Below are 16,734 nucleotides of genomic sequence, written 5' to 3' on the forward strand. Positions count from 1 at the left end.
TCGCGATAATCAGGGTATGTTTACTCTGCCATTCTTCGCAAACGCGACGCCCATTGCACAAGTTCTTCTCTCAGGTGCGTACGTTGGTCATCATCCAAACTTTTTTCGAATCGGAGTAGCCAATCGAGACGCCGAGAGCGATATATCGCCATATCCGTCTGAGTATCAGTGCCACCACGCCACGCGACTAAATCATCGACCCATTGATACAATTGCTCGTCCAAGTCATCTCGTTGGCGCACCTCAATCAGGTTGAACAAGCGCGCTTGCAATTGTTCACGCACGGCAATGAAGGTCGGCATCGCGCGCTGCTGATACTCTGCCATCTCGGCATAGAATGGCGCTTGACTGTCTTTGGTATGCCCAACCCAACGTTCAGTCCGTTCTTCCAGCTCTTCTTGTTGCTCAGATAACCATTCTTGCGATGATCGTTTGTCACGGCGCGCCTGTGCCTCGGCGATTTCATCTTTTAAAAACTGGGTCAAGCGCTCAGCCTGACGGTCATCAAGGCTTTGCAATAAACGCGTCGTCGTCGGGACCAGTTCATGGAGTATGGCTTGCATCCGGGCTTTGAATGCGGCTTGGTGATCGCGCAATTGATCCCACGTTTGTCGCTCCGAGCTTTGCGCGGCGATCAGCGTGAGGCGGTCCGCTAAGCGAGGCAGCTCCTCCGCGCGGTGCCATTGCTGAACCGTATCAAGGTCCGCTTTAACCTGCTGCGATTGCGTAGCCGTTAGGTCAACGATATCGTCAATATAATAATGAATCCAAAACGGTAACGTATTGTACGCAAGCTCCGTGCTACACCCGACGAGCACCAAAAGACAGCCCGCAAGACAGCCTGATCGACACCGCAGCCAAAAATCCCTGACCATATTATCTCCCGTTCTTGTGCGCCTACCCGTCAGTTAAGAGCTGTTTATACAGCGCCTCTGCCGCTTCTTTATAAGCAGGTAGCGCATACAGACTCGCGCCCACTTCATACCAGCATAGCGCTAAATAGTCGGTAAAAGGCAGCCAAGCGTTGACGCGCGCCAATGTGCGACTCACCGTTTTTACTGACCGAAGGGCACAGTACTGCGCTACCACAGGGTCTGGAGACCAGCCATTGGCGCGACAAAACAGCGCAATATCAAGATAAGGATCTCCTGCGCGAGCGTACTCCCAATCAAGCACACACGGATTGCCATCTAGCCCTATCACCACGTTGTAGGCACCTAAATCCATATGACATACCACCGATGACTCATGCATTGATGACGGATTATGTGCGAGCACCTTATGCTTGAGCCGGTGTAATCGCGATACCACATCATCAGGCAATTGCTTTTCATAATGGGCGCATTGTGCCTCGACGGAGGCTGTTTCTAGATCCGTTGGTAGTTCATGAATACGCGCTAAGAGGGGAATAAGGATCGATGCGTGGTCTGTTTTTAGGTCACAAAGCGGTTCGCCGTCCACCCAGGGCACTAATAATCCTTCGCCGTTGTGGACAATGGGTTGACGTGCAAGCCCATGCTCAGCGGCCAAAGATTGCGCCTGAGCTTCACGCGAACGGTCAATGGCAAAGGCATTCGCCGCTCGACCATGAGGGCGCCAAACACTGCGGCCCCCCTGTGAGTCGGTGAGTCGTAAACAGCGATTTGTCAGGCCCGCTGCCAGCGGCTCGGCACCGGTAATCTCCGTGGGGACACAATAATAGCGCGTCAGTGCAGTGGATAAGGTCTGCACCAGTGTTGGTGACCATTCAGCGGCTGACAAAGCGTTCCACATCCTGCCAAGCGATCACCCCTGACTGTAAGTCCATTAACTGCAAACTCAGCTGATAAGGCGCCTGACCGGTGATTTTGCCACTGAGCTGATACTGTGCGCCTAACATTCGCCCGTATTGCACAATGGTCGCGGGATCCACCAGCACCTGATTCGTCGCCAACCCTAACGAGGCGCGGACCGCCTGCACTCTCGCTTCAGGAACAAGGGTTATCCGACCGGATTCGATTAAGCCCGCTTGCAACTGCGTTGAGTACCTTGGGGTAGGAAAATAATCGCCACTGCTATTTTGGATCGGTTGGACCAAGGTCACCGGCGCTGTCTGCAACGGCTCGCTCGCCAACAAAGATTCCACCGCGGCTCGCATGGCACCATCAATGCCGTTGTACATCGTCTTCGCGCTTGATGAACCAGCCGGGCTGTTGGTCCCTGACGGTGAAGTGCCAGGCTGATAGCGTGGTGCACACCCCACCAGTAGCAGGACCAGCGCGCCCATCAGTAGTGGCGGCAAGCGCAACTTTTTCCATTTTATCGTCCATTGGCGTGGCCACTGAACGTTCACGGTTTTCATGGTTTCGTTCATCTTTAACGTGTTAACCCACCACCATCGGCCCGAGTGCTCGCCCACCCACTAAATGCATGTGGATATGATAAACCTCTTGGCCACCATGCTGATTACAGTTCATGATCAAGCGATAGCCGTTTTCGGCAATCCCTTCATCCGCTGCAATTTTCTTGGCCACGGTAATCATACGTCCGAGCGCAAGCTCATCATCTGGCTCCACATCATTGGTGGTTGGGATCAATTTATTGGGCACAATAAGCACATGAACCGGCGCGCGCGGATTAATATCACGGAAAGCAGTGACAAGTTCATCCTGATAGACAACATCCGCGGGGATTTCTTTGCGAATGATTTTGCTGAAAATAGTTTCTTCCGCCATGGTCGATTCCCTTTTATGGTTGTATACCGGCCAAGTATGCGGCAGCCCCCAATGAAGGGCAATATGCTAGCGGTGCGAATGTGCAACAATTCGGTCAATGTTCGGTTAAATCTCAGACTATCCCCCGCAAAAACAAGGGCTGAATCAAGTAATCGATTGCGTTACCATAGCGTCGATGCATTGACATGTAAGGATCACACCATGACCACCCTGCTTTTCAAAAACGCTTCTGTCGTCAACGAAGGACACGTTGTTGAGACCGATGTACTGATCGAAAATGGCCGTATCAGCCAGATTGCTCGCGACATCAGTGCCCCTGCGGCCGCGAATTGTCGCGTGATTGATGCAACCGGTAAACACTTGTTACCCGGAATGATTGATGACCAAGTTCACTTTCGTGAGCCAGGCTTCCCAAAAAAAGGCACCATTGCCACTGAATCGAAAGCCGCGGTGGCTGGCGGCATCACCACCTACATGGAAATGCCCAACGTTAACCCGCCGACCACGACGTTAGACGCGCTGGAAGAAAAGTATCAACGCGCATCACAATCCAGCCATGCCAATTACGCCTTTTATCTTGGCGCCACTAACGACAATATCGATGAGATCCGTCGCCTTGACCCCAACGCTGCGTGTGGCGTGAAGGTATTTATGGGTGCGTCAACCGGGAACATGCTGGTCAACGATCCTGATACGCTGGACGCGATTTTTGCCGACTGCCCAACCCTGATCGCGACCCATTGTGAAGACACGCCAATGATTAATGAATTGGAAAGCATTTATCGGGAAAAATATGGTGACGACGTTCCGATTGACGCACACGCCCATATTCGTTCCAAAGAAGCGTGTTTAAAATCGTCACAGCTGGCGGTGAATTTGGCCAAAAACACGGGACGCGCTTACATGTATTGCACCTGACCACCGAAGACGAACTGTACCAGTTTGAGCCAGCTAAAACCCTAGAGGCCTTGCAGCAAAAGCAAATCACTGCCGAAGCCTGCGTTCATCACCTGTTTTTTAATCGCGACGACTACGACAGCAAAGGCACACTGATCAAATGTAATCCCGCCATCAAAGAAGCGCACCATCAGCAAGCGCTCATTCAAGCGGTGAAAGACGGTGTGATTGACGTGATTGCCACCGATCATGCACCACACACCTTCGAAGAAAAGCAAAACACTTACTTTAACGCGCCCGCCGGCCTGCCCTTGGTGCAGCATGCCTTGCAAGTGGCGTTAGAATTTTATCATCGCGGGATTTTTGATTTGCCGTTAGTGGTACAAAAAGTGGCTCATGCGCCTGCTGTTCGCTATCAAGTGCAAGAGCGCGGCTTCATTCGTGAAGGGTACTGGGCCGACTTAGTGCTGGTGGATCTGAACCAAACCCAGACAGTAAGCCAAGACAATCTCTTTTATCAGTGCCAGTGGTCACCTTTTGACGGCCACACCTTCGGATCGAGCATTGAGATGACCCTCGTCAATGGCGACGTCGCCTTTGAGCACGGCCAGCACAGTGAAGCGCGCTACTCGACACGACTAGAATTCGACCGCAGCTAAACGACATAACGCTTACTCGATGATACGCGCGCGGCACCGATAGATACGCCGCGCGTTTATTCGTCTCCGTTGCCTACCCAAGAAAAGACAGATATTCCACTATTTAATACGCCAACAAGGGTGATTTTGCCTGCACGGTCAAACTCTCGCATCACAAACCTTGCTTACAATAACGATTTGCTTTTATATCCGATTCGTTTATTGTGTTGTTGATATATGGATATTCACGCTGCTTGGTTTCAACACCGGATGATGTTGAAAAGCTGTGTTCGCAAGGAGAGGTAACCTTAAGCGTCTTTCGGTTATCGCGACACTCATATCCTACCTCTTCCACTGGCGTAAGCCTTCCAAAGGCACCAGCTGGCTGATATCCGCATCAGGCGTGCATTGCAAAGCCATCGCGAGCAATGATGACCCAACATGAATGACTCACGTTTGCTCAGTAATCGAGTAGACGGAATCCAAATCATCGAGCCATCGCCGCCGTCCATATCATGCGCGTTATTGCAGTGCATGCTGGTCATCGGCAAGCTCGGGACGTCGAATAATCAACCAGTGAGGTGATGATGTCTTCATCTGCTTCTAAGCCACTGCTCAGTGTCAAAAATTTGAGCGTGTCATTTACCACCAACGACGGCATGATCGATGCTGTTAAAAACGTAAGCTTTGACATCATGCCCGGTGAAACCGTGGCTGTCGTTGGCGAATCAGGATCGGGCAAATCAGTCTCCAGCAGTGCCGTGATGGGCCTACTCCCCAATAACGCTGTGGTCAAGCCTGACTCGCAAGTAAGCTTTAACGATACCAATGTTTTGACCTTGTCGACCAAGCAAATTCAGAAAATGCGCGGTGATCGTGTGGCGATGATTTTCCAAGAGCCAATGACCTCACTGAACCCGTATATGCGCGTTGGCGAGCAGCTGACCGAAGCCATTCAGTGTCACCACCGCACAACGTCAGAAAAGGCAAAGCAGCGGATTATCGATCTCCTCGATTTAGTCCATCTTCCCAATCCTACTAGCGCCTTGCAAAAATACCCGCATGAATTTTCGGGCGGCCAATTGCAACGCATCATGATTGCGATGGCGCTGGTCAATGAGCCTGATTTGCTGATCGCTGATGAGCCAACAACGGCCTTGGATGTGACGGTGCAAGCTGAGGTATTGAACCTGATTGGCGAGCTGCAACAAAAGATGGGCATGGCAATCATGTTTATCTCGCATGACTTGGCCGTGGTGAAACACTTGGCCGACCGCGTGGTGGTGATGTGTAAAGGCGAAGCGGTTGAAACCAATGACACCAAAGCCTTGTTCGACAACCCGCAAGAAGATTACACCAAAATGCTGATCGACGCGGTGCCGCGTGGTCGCAAAGCAGCGGTAAAAGATGATTCAGAAAACTTGCTGACGGTAGATAATGTCACCATCAAATATTTCCTTGGGGCTGACTTCTTTGGTGGCAACAAGCGCTATTTTGAGGCCGTGAGCGACATTAGTTTATCGCTACGCCGTGGCGAGACCTTAGGCATCGTGGGTGAGTCTGGTTCGGGTAAATCGACCCTGGGCCGTGCGATTATGCGCCTGTTGCCCGTTGCCGAAGGTCGAGTCTGTTTTCGAGGTCACGACATCCACGAAATAAAAAACAGTGAGAACAAAGCGCTATGCCGCGATATGCAGATGGTGTTCCAAGACCCATTTGGCTCACTGTCACCCCGCATGACGGTCGGTGAGATCGTTGCTGAGGGCTTGCGCACTCACTTCCCAGAGCTCGACAAAAAAGAGCGTCTCGATCGGGTAAAAGATGCGCTGTATGAAGTGCGTCTCGATAGCTCCGCGATTAACCGTTATCCGCACGAGTTCTCAGGCGGTCAGCGTCAGCGGATTGCGATTGCACGCGCATTGATCTTGAATCCTGCGTTTATCTTACTCGACGAGCCAACCTCTGCGCTTGACCGTTCCGTACAACTGACCGTGATTGACTTGTTGAAAGATATTCAACAGCGCCACAACATTGGCTATCTGTTTATCAGTCATGACTTGAGTGTGGTACGTGCACTGTCAGACCGTGTGATGGTGATGCAAAACGGTAAAGTCATGGAAGCGGGCACGCCCGAAGAAATCTTCCATCACCCGCAACACGAATACACACGTAACCTGATTGCCGCTTCGTTCGATCTCGAAAAAGAGGAAGTGGCGTAAACACGCTGCTGTCTGATGTGCCGACTCCCCTGATTCTCGGTTGGTGAAGTCGGCATAAAAAATGCGCCAATCGGCGCATTTTTTATGGGTTAACAAAACCGAGCTTCCACGCTTACTCGTTGTCCATTTCCGCAATTTTCACTTTCCAGGTATCCGGGCCAATCTGGTGCGCGTTTTGTCCTTGTGCGTCGACCGCCACCGTCACAGGCATGTCTTCCACGTCAAATTCATAAATCGCCTCCATGCCGAGATCTTCAAACGCAACCACGCGCGCTTTTTTGATCGCTTTTGATACCAAGTAAGCGGCACCACCAACGGCCATCAAATACACCGCTTTATGGTTTTAATCGATTCCACCGCCGCAGGACCGCGCTCAGCCTTACCGATCATGCCGGTGAGTCCGGTTTCGGCGAGCATCATATCGGTAAACTTGTCCATGCGCGTCGAGGTGGTTGGACCGGCCGGACCGACCACTTCATCACCCACCGCATCCACAGGGCCAACGTAATAAATAAAGCGGCCATTAAAGTCGACGCCCTCGGGCAAGCCTTCACCGTTGCGCAACATTTCTTGCAAGCGTTTGTGCGCGGCATCGCGCCCAGTCAGGATTTTGCCTGACAACAACACAGTTTCACCGGTTTTCCAGCTTTGCACGTCCTCTTTGGTTACCGTATCGAGATTGACACGGCGGACATTATCCCCCACTTCCCAAGTGACTTGAGGCCACTCCTCTAATTTAGGAGGGGCCAATTCGGCTGGGCCTGAGCCATCGAGAGTAAAATGCACATGACGGGTCGCGGCACAGTTTGGGATCAGGCATACCGGCTTAGAAGCGGCATGGGTGGGCGCGGTTTTCACTTTCACATCCACCACCGTGGTCAGGCCGCCCAAGCCTTGAGCACCGATCCCCAGCTTGTTCACTCGGTCAAAAATATCTAACCGCAGGGCTTCATCGGCATTGTCTGGGCCACGCTCAATCAGCGCTTGAATATCGATATGCTCCATCAGCGATTCTTTCGCCAGTACGGCCGCTTTCTCAGCCGTACCGCCAATCCCAATCCCTAACATGCCTGGCGGACACCAACCCGCGCCCATGGTCGGCAGGGTTTTCTCGACCCACTCAGCAACATCGTCAGACGGGTTCAGCATCACCATCTTAGTTTTATTTTCCGAGCCACCGCCTTTGGCGGCAATTTGAATGTCCACCGCATCGCCCGGCACCATATCAATGTGCACGACCGCGGGGCTGTTATCGGCGGGTTGGTTTGGCGTTCACCGGCGGATCGGCAACCACGGAGGCACGTAACGGATTGTCAGGGTTGGTGTAGGCGCGTCGTACCCCTTCGTCCACCATTTCTTGCACCGTCATATCATGCCGATCCCACTGCACCGCCATGCCCACTTTGACAAAGCAGGTGACAATGCCGGTATCTTGGCAAATGGGGCGCTTACCTTCCGCCGACATGCGGGAGTTAATCAGAATTTGCGCAATGGCGTCTTTTGCCGCCTGGCTTTGTTCCTTGTGGTACGCTTTTTCAAGGGCTTGAACAAAATCAAGGGGATGGTAGTAAGAGATATATTGCAGGGCATCTGCAACACTTTCGATCACGTCTTGCTGTTTAATTGTGGTCATCATTGCCTCTGGTGTCATTTGCAGGACCCAAAGCGGGTATCCAGTGTTGGGGAGCTTTCCCCTCGTTATTATCGATTGGCACTCAATATTTTCGAATAGCATACAGCCAGGTTGCCTCATCGGATTATAGAAGTTGATGATGGCAATAGTGTTGCTTGGTTATTTTTGTTGGCCCGTGCCGGAAAAGGCCTAGCTATGATACGCTTAGCGCTATTCGCGCGCCACACAGCGCTTCAACCGTGATCACAAAAAGAACAATGCAGCCAGAAAACGCCATGACATTGACCATTACGCCCATCGATTACGCGCCAGATCTTGCGGTGACCCTGTTTGATCAGATTGCCCACCAGCCCTGGGCGATGCTGCTCCACTCGGCCACGCGAACCCATCCAGACAGCCGTTTTGATATCTTGGTCGCCGATCCGGTTGCTACCATTACGGCGCGGCACAATCAGGTAACAACTTGTTATGCAGATGGCACAACCACCACCCATGATCAAGACCCTTTTCACTGGGTGGCCGAGCTTCAGGCACAGCTCTTACCCGCGGCTGAGCCGATTGCACCTTGGCCATTTATTGGTGGGGCCTTGGGTTACTTTGGCTATGATCTCGGTCGATGCGTTGAAGTGTTACCGGCATTGGCGAAAGATGAGCTGGAAGTGCCCGATATGGCGGTCGGGCTCTGATGACTGGGCGGTGGTGATCGATCACCATCAGCATCAAGCGGCAGTGATTGCACCCGATAGCCAACAACGATGGCAGTGGCTCACCGAGCAACACGCGCCGGCCTCGCCGATTCCTTTCGCACTGACTGGGCCTTGGCACGCCAACATGACCGCACAACAATATGGCGAAAAGTTCGACACGGTCCAAGCGTATTTGCAGTCTGGCGATTGCTATCAAATTAATCTAGCCCAACGCTTTTCTGCCGCCTATCAGGGTGACGAGTGGCAAGCATATCGCAAACTCGCCACCCACAACGCGCGCCGTTTTCGGGCTTTATTCGCCTGCAAGACAGCGCCATTTTGTCGGTCTCGCCAGAACGGTTCTTATCGGTGCACGACAAACAGATTGAAACCAAACCGATTAAAGGCACCCGGCCACGCGACGCGGACCCGAAAAAAGACGCCCAAAATGCCCAAGCCCTGAAATCAGCCGAGAAAGATCGCGCTGAAAATTTGATGATTGTAGACTTGTTACGCAATGATATTGGCCGTATTGCCTCGCCAGGTTCCGTCTCTGTGCCTAAACTCTTTGATATAGAAAGTTTTCCGGCGGTTCACCATATGGTGAGTACGGTGACAGCGCGCTTACCCGACGACAAGACAGCACTCGACTTACTGCGCGCCGCTTTCCCTGGCGGGTCAATAACTGGGGCACCGAAAGTGCGTGCGATGGAAATCATTGAAGAGCTCGAACCCCATCGGCGTCATATTTATTGTGGCAGCTTTGCCTATATCAGCCGCTGTGGACGTATGGATACCAGCATTACCATTCGTACTTTGGTTGGTCATCAAGGACAGCTTCATGTTTGGGCCGGCGGCGGATTAGTGGCTGACAGCCAAGCCGACGCCGAATACCAGGAGACGCTCGATAAAGTGAGCCGAATTTTACCCGTACTGGCAGACGATGACACAGTAAGCGTGTCGATTCAGGATTAAGGAGAGTGGATGCAGTTACTCGCGGCTGACCATGCGTATTTCTCACCTCTAAATGCCTCCCCCCTGGGCAGTGCAACACAGACAGCATCGGGGTTTGGACCTCGCCCTGGATTTTGGCCGCGCTATGAGGGAGAGTATTTGCTCGCTGATCGCGGTGCGACCACGCGACTATCACCGACCGACGTGATCCGTGCATTTTCAATCACTCCTTTAGCGCGCCACGACGGCCGCATTCTCAATCACGTACGGCTTTCTCCGCGCATTCTCGGTGGCGCAGATTTTCAACCCGCCGCGGTATTGATCGGGCTGGTGCCTAGGCCATCAGGCATTCATTTGGTGTTAACCCAACGCGCCAATCACCTTAAACATCACCCGGGACAAGTCAGCTTTCCGGGTGGCAAACGCGAGTCTATCGATAACGATAATATTGCCACCGCCACCCGTGAAATGTGGGAAGAAACCGGAATTCACGTCTCACGCGACGCCGTGATTGGTCACTTGTGTCCCCTGCCCACAGTGACGGGTTATTATATTCATCCGGTGCTTGCCTGGGTGGATCCCGATTATCAGCCTTGCCTGGATCCCAATGAAGTGGCGGCGTGCTTTGAAGTGCCTTTAGATACCCTGTGTTACCCGGGCCACATCCGAGAACAAGCGTTTTTAATCTACGGGCAATGGCATCCTGTGAGTGCGTTTTATCATCACGATCGGCTTGTTTGGGGAGCTACTGCTCAGCTGTTACGTGCGCTAATCAGCCAACTCACCCTATTTCACTTCTCCGCTAATCGCACCATAAACCCTACCAAGATTATGGATTTTAACGCAATTTGATGCATATTTATCCAACACAAAACCGTACACACCTGCCTACTTAGTCGCACTAAAGCGCTTTTATTATTGATAGTTGTCACATTTTGGTGCAATAGTCGGGTCGCGCCTTTTCATATCGCGATCTAGCGCTTGGTTTTCTGCGTGGAAATCGCCAAAATTCGCCTTCCCTGATTCCTGTTCCCTACAATGTGAGTAGTATTGTTATGCAAACAACCTCGACGACTGGTACCCGCGCAACCACGCGCCCGCGCTGGACCAAACAAGATACAACCTGGCGCTTTCCCTTTTTGGTACCGCTGTCGGTGCCGGTATCCTCTTTCTTCCGATTAATGCCGGGATGAGTGGTTTTTGGCCGCTGGTTGTAATGACCTTATTAGTTGGCCCGATGACCTTTTTTGCTCACCGTGGTTTGTCACGTTTTGTGCTCTCGTCCAAAACCGCAGGCAGCGACATCACTGAAGTGGTTGAAGAGCACTTCGGCGTTGGCGCGGGTAAAATCATCACCTTGCTGTACTTTTTCGCGATTTACCCGATTGTTCTGATTTACGGTGTCGGCATCACCAACACGGTGGATTCATTCTTGGTTAACCAGCTTGGTATGGCGTCGCCACCGCGTGCGATTTTGTCACTGGCCCTGATTTTGGGGATGATGGCTATCATGCTACTGGGCGAGAAAATGATGTTGCGCGTCACCCAGTTCTTGGTTTATCCGCTGGTTGCCATCTTGGTATTTATGTCGCTCTATCTGATCCCAGAGTGGAACACCGCCGCCCTCTCTCAAGTGCCTTCAGCCGGCGATTTTGCCATCACCCTATGGATCTCGATTCCGGTGCTGGTATTTGCATTTAACCACAGCCCAGCGATTTCATCTTTCTCATTGGCACAACGTCGCGATCATGGTGACAATGCAGAGCAAAAATCTTGCCAAATTCTCATGCGCGCCGCGGCGATGCTGGTTGGCTTTGTCATGCTGTTTGTATTCTCTTGCGTACTCTCGCTGACGCCCGCGGATCTAGAAGCGGCAAAAGCAGAAAACATTGCTGTTCTGTCTTACCTTGCTAACAAGCATGAGAGCCCATTTATCTCTTTCTTGGGCCCCTTGGTTGCGTTTGTCGCGATCGTGTCTTCATTCTTCGGCCATTATCTGGGCGCGCGTGAAGGCCTGAATGGTCTGGTAGTGAAAACGCTGCGCGGTGCCGGTAAACCGATTAACCGTAAGAAAATTGACGTGTTCACCGTGATCTTCATGATCCTCACCATTTGGTTGGTGGCAACCCTAAACCCAAGTATTTTGGGGATGATTGAATCACTTGGCGGCCCGATCATTGCCACCATCCTGTTCATTATGCCAATGTATGCCGTGAAAAACGTGCCAGCAATGCAGAAGTATTCAGGTACAATCAGCAACGCCTTTGTTCTTATCATGGGCTTGGTCGCGATTTCAGCGATTATGTACGGCATGCTCTTTTAATTGACCATCACGGTTAAGCAGCGCGCGCAGCAGGCGTTATAGGACTGCTGTTACTGGGGACTCAATCCCAGCCGTATTCATCGATGTTTGCGGGGTAACCAGGAGCAGTGAACGCTGCTCCTTTCATTATGGCAAGCCACCGGCATTGCCATCACAGTCAATACCATGGACGGATGGCGTAAACACTAAATCCATTGCCCTTAGGGCATTGACTGAGGTAGACACATGATCAGTGTTTTTGACATTTTCAAGATTGGCGTTGGCCCGTCCAGCTCACATACGGTTGGCCCAATGAAAGCCGGCCAGTGTTTTGTTGATGCGCTTGTTGCTAACCAACGCCTGACTGACGTCGACCGCGTGACGGTTGACGTTTATGGCTCTTTGTCTTTAACCGGCAAAGGCCACCACACCGACATCGCATCATTATGGGCTTAGCAGGCAACAGCCCTGAAACCGTTAATATCGACGCAATCCCTAGCTTTGTTAAACGTGTGGAAGAGACCGAGCAATTGCCGTTGGGCGAGCAATTGCCGTTGGGCGAGCAGCAACACGTCGTCGCCTTCCCGCGTGATGGCGGCATGAACTTTCACCAAACCAACCTCTCTTTGCATGAAAACGGCATGCGTATTCACGCTTGGCAAGGCGATAAATGCGTGCTGAGCAAAACCTACTACTCGATTGGTGGCGGCTTTATTGTTGAAGAAGCCGAATTTGGTCAACCGGCCATGCAAGCGGTGCAAGTCCCTTACGACTTTAATAGCGCAGATGGCTTGCTCGCACTGACACAAGAAACCGGTTTTTCGATCAGTGGCTTGGTGATGGCCAACATGCGCAGCATGCATACCCAAGAAGACATCGACACCTATTTCGCCAATATTTGGAAAACCATGCAAGCATGTATGTACCGAGKCMGGCGTGAAAACGGAAAGCCGTATTGCCCGGCCCATTGCGTGTCCCACGTCGCGCCGCGGCGTTGCACCACCAACTCAAAACTACCGAAAAATACAACATCGACCCAATGTCGGTAGTCGATTGGGTCAATATGTTTGCCTTTGCGGTCAACGAAGAAAACGCCGCCGGGGGCCGTGTTGTAACCGCGCCAACCAATGGGGCATGTGGCATTATTCCTGCCGTCCTCGCCTACTACGATAAATTTATTGAGCCGGTCGATAAGCAAACCTACACCCGCTATTTTGCTGCATCCGGTGCGATTGGTGGCCTTTACAAGCAAAATGCGTCTATTTCTGGGGCAGAAGTGGGTTGCCAAGGCGAAGTCGGGGTCGCGTGTTCAATGGCCGCGGCCGGTTTGGCTGAGCTGATGGGCGGTAATCCGCACCAGGTGTGTATGGCAGCAGAGATTGCGATGGAGCATAATTTGGGCCTCACCTGCGATCCGGTTGCTGGACAAGTCCAAGTGCCTTGTATTGAGCGCAACGGGATTGCGGCGGTGAAGGCGATCAATGCCTCACGCATGGCATTGCAACGTTCGTCTGAGCCACGGGTTTCGTTAGACAAAGTGATTGAAACGATGATGGAAACCGGCAAAGACATGAACGCCAAATACCGTGAAACATCACAAGGCGGCCTAGCTGTTACTGTGATGTGTTAATCAAGCACCATAACGGGTAGACCTAAATGAAAAAGCCCGGCTATATCAAGTAGCCGGGCTTTTCGTTATCTGCTTTACACCGCAAACAAAACAGCATTTTTATCCACTGCCCTCACGCTGTCAACGCGTCTAATTTAGGCCGCTTGAGTGGCCATCGCAGGCTTTTTCTCATCACGCGTTAGCTCACCCACTGGCAGCACGGTACGGCCATATTCCTCGTTAAGCACCTGCGCCATCGCAAAGTACATCGCACTTAAGCCACAAACAATCCCTTCAAACCCGGCAATGGTGCCAATGAGCGTACTGCCGGTAAAGTCGCGCGCAGCGAGCAAGAAAAACAGGATAGTCAGGCTACCAAATACAAACTGTTTGGCACGGCAATAGCGCAATGAGCCAATAAACATAAATCCAGTGAACACACCCCACAGCACCAAATACCAACCCATAAAGGCGGCAGGGCTTGCGTTAGCCAGACCCATTTTTGGCATCACAATCAGGCCGACAAGCGTCAACCAGAACAAGCCATAGGAAGTAAACGCAGTGGTACCAAATGTATTGCCTTTTTTGAATTCCATGATACCCACAATCACTTGCGCTAAGCCGCCATAAAACAGCCCCATCGCCAAAATCATGCTATCAATCGGGAAAAATCCGGCATTATGAATGTTCAATAATACCGTGGTCATTCCAAAACCCATCAGCCCTAAAGGGGCAGGATTTGCCAGTTTGTTTTCCATCAGAGCCCTACTTATTAAAAAAACCTGTCAATATTCAAAATAAGCACCCAAAACCACAGATAAAAGTGATTATCACGCGCAAAAACGCGGCAATATTACGGGTTACAGACTAGATGTAAATAACTTTTAGCGCTTAGCGTGGTTTTCATAAACAAGAGGGGAGAAAATAGCCAACAAAATTGGGCAATCCCGGTTTATTGATAATAAAAAAGCAGCGAGGTGCTGATTTTTTGCTCAACTGTTCAATCGCAGCGCTTAGCGGGTACTAAAGCCTTTGCTATGCAGAAAGTCTTTCATAAACGGACGCGCTTCTTTTTCTAATGTGGCAGACACCTGCTCGCTCCAGCTCATGTCTTTATTGCCACCCGTGCGTGTTTGATAGTATTCGCGTACTTGGCTGTCATAGTCATTCAATACCGCTTCATCGATCGCCTGATAGCTATTTTCGTGAACGATAAGACTTGCCGGTAGTTTCGGTTTGGTTTCGGGATCTTGCGCAGGGACACCTAAGCACATGCCAAATAATGGCAACACATGATTCGGCATCTCCAGCAACTCGGCCACTTTATTCGGTTGATTACGTAACCCACCAATATACACGCCACCAAAGCCCATCGACTCAGCCGCGACCATCGCATTTTGCGCCATGATAGCGCCGTCAATCGCGCCAATTAACGTTTGTTCGGTAAAACCCAACTTGGCATTGGGACTGATTTGCTCATGACGATGAAAGTCAGCACACCACACTAAGAACTCGGCACAATCAGCCACATAGGCTTGGTTGCCCGCGTATTCAGCCAGTAAGCGCCGTTTGTCGCTATCGGTGACGCGGATAATACTGGTGCACTGTAAAAAACTAGAGCTCGACGCCGAGCGCGCCGCATCAATAATCTGGGTTAATTGCTCTGACGAGATGGGGGCTTGGGTAAATTTGCGAATAGAGCGGTGAGAAAGCAGTGTCTCAATCGTTGGGTTCATTCTGTTTCCTTATTAGACGTTGAGCCGTACAAGAGGGATGGGCTGTTTTTACACCTTTATAAGCCGACGCGCAATCAACACAAGAGCCACACACTGCGCTTTTACCGCCATAGAGCCTTGTAGATCGCACGTTGCGCTGCAGCCGTTCTAAGCAATCGGTTTTGCCTATCAGTGCAAAAGGGAGAATCGTCTTTTTTCTCCATCGCCAATCAGGCATAGTAAGGGTATTAATGCTAAAGGAGATGAATATGTTTGTCGTAATTTTTGGTCGCCCAGGGTGTCCTTTTTGTGTTCGCGCCAAAGACCTAGCGGAAGATCTTAAAACCAACCGTGATGACTTCAACTACCGTTATGTCGATATTCATGCGGAAGGCATCAGCAAAGCGGATTTGGAAAAAACCGTCGGCAAACCGGTTGAAACGGTACCACAGATTTTCGTTGACCAAACGCATGTTGGCGGCTTTACCGAATTTGAAGCCTACGCCAAAGAAAACCTCGGCCTTTTCCAAGACTAATTTGCGTCCAAGACTAATCTGCCGAGCAACCGATATAAAAAACCAGCACATTGGCTGGTTTTTTTGTTTTTAGCTTTTTTTAGCGTATACATACCGTGGACTTTTACTTTTGATTTATCTGTCAACGTTATCGTCTAACGCTTTGACTAACGGAAGAAGCGTTACCGCTGACGCGTAATACGCTTGCCGATAATATCCACTAGGCTGTCAGTGGTCAGTCGCCTTTTCATCAACACACCGTGAACCGTATCGTATCGTTCTGCGCTAACTTCCTCACCGGTCAGTACGATAATCGCAGCCGTTGGCTGTGTTTCTTGAATCACTGGAATTAAACGCCAACCGGATCCGTCGGGTAAACCAATATCCAGCAAGACAGCATCATACTTGTATTGAGCTAATAACGATTGAGCTTGGATCAGTGTGAGCGCATGATCGAGGGTCATATAATCACTGACCATCGCCTGAACGATTCGATGTAAATCCATATCGTCTTCAACATGCAAAATTTTTGCACGTGTAGCGTTCAGCAACTGTTGTTTTACTAGGCTGATGAGTTGTTTGTGATCGATGGGTTTTACCAACCATTCAATGTTTTCAACGTCACCATTGAGTTCTAACCGCCCTTGTTCCATCTTTGCCGACACCACGACGATGGGAATATCCGCCGTGTCAGCATGCAGCCTTATTCGGCGAATAATATCGAGCCCACCGATATCGGGCAGCATTAAATCGAGACTGATTAAATCATAATGCCCTGCTTGTAACGCTTTTAACGCCGCCCTGCCATCTTGGCTGATATCGACCCGGTATCCGGCATCCTCTAGCATTATT

The 16,734-nt window shown here is 51.1% G+C and carries 11 protein-coding genes and 5 pseudogenes; 8 read left to right on the forward strand and 8 right to left on the reverse strand.

Annotated elements, in window-relative coordinates; genetic code table 11:
* Positions 1–20: 20 nt before the first annotated feature.
* From DZ54_RS0113235 to hinT, 4 genes are read right to left on the reverse strand one after another with little or no spacing between them, the layout of a single operon-like run.
* Entirely contained in the window at positions 21–875 is an 855-nt protein-coding gene (locus tag DZ54_RS0113235) for a DUF6279 family lipoprotein (protein WP_025674585.1), read from the reverse strand.
* 22 nt (positions 876–897) lie between these two features.
* Positions 898–1,761 carry a phosphotransferase gene (locus tag DZ54_RS0113240; protein WP_025674586.1) on the reverse strand — a complete coding sequence of 288 codons (864 nt, stop codon included), beginning with the start codon at positions 1,759–1,761 and terminating at the stop codon, positions 898–900.
* Positions 1,748–2,341 carry a hypothetical protein gene (locus tag DZ54_RS0113245; protein WP_164831597.1) on the reverse strand — a complete coding sequence of 198 codons (594 nt, stop codon included), beginning with the start codon at positions 2,339–2,341 and terminating at the stop codon, positions 1,748–1,750. The genes DZ54_RS0113240 and DZ54_RS0113245 overlap by 14 nt, the downstream gene beginning before the upstream one ends.
* Positions 2,342–2,363: 22 nt before the next feature.
* Positions 2,364–2,714 carry a purine nucleoside phosphoramidase gene (gene hinT / locus DZ54_RS0113250; RefSeq protein ID WP_025674589.1) on the reverse strand — a complete coding sequence of 117 codons (351 nt, stop codon included), beginning with the start codon at positions 2,712–2,714 and terminating at the stop codon, positions 2,364–2,366.
* Positions 2,715–2,915: 201 nt separating this feature from the next.
* Between hinT and DZ54_RS21715 the strand changes: the two are divergent.
* A pseudogene (locus DZ54_RS21715) lies at positions 2,916–4,270 on the forward strand (dihydroorotase).
* A gap of 563 nt (positions 4,271–4,833) precedes the next feature.
* Complete coding sequence (locus DZ54_RS0113260) at positions 4,834–6,468, forward strand: ABC transporter ATP-binding protein (protein WP_240474009.1); 1,635 nt, start codon at positions 4,834–4,836, stop codon at positions 6,466–6,468.
* Positions 6,469–6,580: 112 nt separating this feature from the next.
* Here DZ54_RS0113260 and DZ54_RS21720 read toward each other — a convergent pair.
* A pseudogene (locus tag DZ54_RS21720) lies at positions 6,581–8,101 on the reverse strand (fumarate hydratase).
* A 257-nt stretch (positions 8,102–8,358) separates the two neighbouring features.
* Here DZ54_RS21720 and DZ54_RS26850 point away from each other — a divergent pair.
* The 5 genes and pseudogenes from DZ54_RS26850 (at position 8,359) to DZ54_RS21740 (ending at position 13,673) form a co-directional block, all read left to right on the forward strand.
* Positions 8,359–8,787 carry a hypothetical protein gene (locus DZ54_RS26850; RefSeq protein WP_276202049.1) on the forward strand — a complete coding sequence of 143 codons (429 nt, stop codon included), beginning with the start codon at positions 8,359–8,361 and terminating at the stop codon, positions 8,785–8,787.
* 145 nt (positions 8,788–8,932) lie between these two features.
* Positions 8,933–9,762, forward strand: a pseudogene (gene pabB, locus DZ54_RS26855) (aminodeoxychorismate synthase component I).
* A gap of 9 nt (positions 9,763–9,771) precedes the next feature.
* The gene (locus DZ54_RS21730; protein WP_025674591.1) at positions 9,772–10,593 is read left to right on the forward strand and encodes an NUDIX hydrolase; all 822 of its coding nucleotides are present in this window, start codon (positions 9,772–9,774) and stop codon (positions 10,591–10,593) included.
* A 203-nt stretch (positions 10,594–10,796) separates the two neighbouring features.
* A pseudogene (locus DZ54_RS21735) lies at positions 10,797–12,064 on the forward strand (serine/threonine transporter).
* Between the two features lie 225 nt (positions 12,065–12,289).
* Positions 12,290–13,673: pseudogene (locus DZ54_RS21740) on the forward strand (L-serine ammonia-lyase).
* Between the two features lie 134 nt (positions 13,674–13,807).
* On the opposite strand, the gene DZ54_RS0113290 reads toward DZ54_RS21740, so the two are convergent.
* Together DZ54_RS0113290 and nfsA are read right to left on the reverse strand one after the other, a co-directional pair.
* On the reverse strand, positions 13,808–14,410 hold the full coding sequence (locus DZ54_RS0113290; RefSeq protein WP_025674592.1) for an acetate uptake transporter: 603 nt from the start codon (positions 14,408–14,410) through the stop codon (positions 13,808–13,810).
* A 255-nt stretch (positions 14,411–14,665) separates the two neighbouring features.
* The gene (nfsA, locus tag DZ54_RS0113295; protein ID WP_025674594.1) at positions 14,666–15,388 is read right to left on the reverse strand and encodes an oxygen-insensitive NADPH nitroreductase; all 723 of its coding nucleotides are present in this window, start codon (positions 15,386–15,388) and stop codon (positions 14,666–14,668) included.
* Between the two features lie 248 nt (positions 15,389–15,636).
* On the opposite strand from nfsA, the gene DZ54_RS0113300 reads away from it, so the two are divergent.
* Positions 15,637–15,903, forward strand: coding sequence for a GrxA family glutaredoxin (locus tag DZ54_RS0113300; protein WP_025674596.1), 267 nt, complete (start codon positions 15,637–15,639; stop codon positions 15,901–15,903).
* Between the two features lie 161 nt (positions 15,904–16,064).
* On the opposite strand, the gene DZ54_RS25560 is transcribed toward DZ54_RS0113300, so the two are convergent.
* Entirely contained in the window at positions 16,065–16,730 is a 666-nt protein-coding gene (locus DZ54_RS25560; protein ID WP_205619404.1) for a response regulator, read from the reverse strand.
* Positions 16,731–16,734: the final 4 nt, after the last annotated feature.

It is taken from the genome of Salinivibrio socompensis S35, assembly GCF_000513715.1.
GTDB classification, from domain to species: Bacteria; Pseudomonadota; Gammaproteobacteria; order Enterobacterales; family Vibrionaceae; genus Salinivibrio; species Salinivibrio socompensis.

What these genes read in the sequence shown, in the direction of transcription:
- DZ54_RS26850 (WP_276202049.1), top strand. Translation starts at nt 8,359, where the DNA reads ATGCAGCCAGAAAACGCCATGACATTGACCATTACGCCCATCGATTAC.
- DZ54_RS0113235 (WP_025674585.1), bottom strand. Translation starts at nt 875, where the DNA reads ATGGTCAGGGATTTTTGGCTGCGGTGTCGATCAGGCTGTCTTGCGGGC.
- DZ54_RS0113260 (WP_240474009.1), top strand. Translation starts at nt 4,834, where the DNA reads ATGATGTCTTCATCTGCTTCTAAGCCACTGCTCAGTGTCAAAAATTTG.
- DZ54_RS21730 (WP_025674591.1), top strand. Translation starts at nt 9,772, where the DNA reads ATGCAGTTACTCGCGGCTGACCATGCGTATTTCTCACCTCTAAATGCC.
- DZ54_RS0113245 (WP_164831597.1), bottom strand. Translation starts at nt 2,341, where the DNA reads ATGAAAACCGTGAACGTTCAGTGGCCACGCCAATGGACGATAAAATGG.
- DZ54_RS0113290 (WP_025674592.1), bottom strand. Translation starts at nt 14,410, where the DNA reads ATGGAAAACAAACTGGCAAATCCTGCCCCTTTAGGGCTGATGGGTTTT.
- DZ54_RS0113300 (WP_025674596.1), top strand. Translation starts at nt 15,637, where the DNA reads ATGTTTGTCGTAATTTTTGGTCGCCCAGGGTGTCCTTTTTGTGTTCGC.
- hinT (WP_025674589.1), bottom strand. Translation starts at nt 2,714, where the DNA reads ATGGCGGAAGAAACTATTTTCAGCAAAATCATTCGCAAAGAAATCCCC.
- nfsA (WP_025674594.1), bottom strand. Translation starts at nt 15,388, where the DNA reads ATGAACCCAACGATTGAGACACTGCTTTCTCACCGCTCTATTCGCAAA.
- DZ54_RS25560 (WP_205619404.1), bottom strand. Translation starts at nt 16,730, where the DNA reads ATGCTAGAGGATGCCGGATACCGGGTCGATATCAGCCAAGATGGCAGG.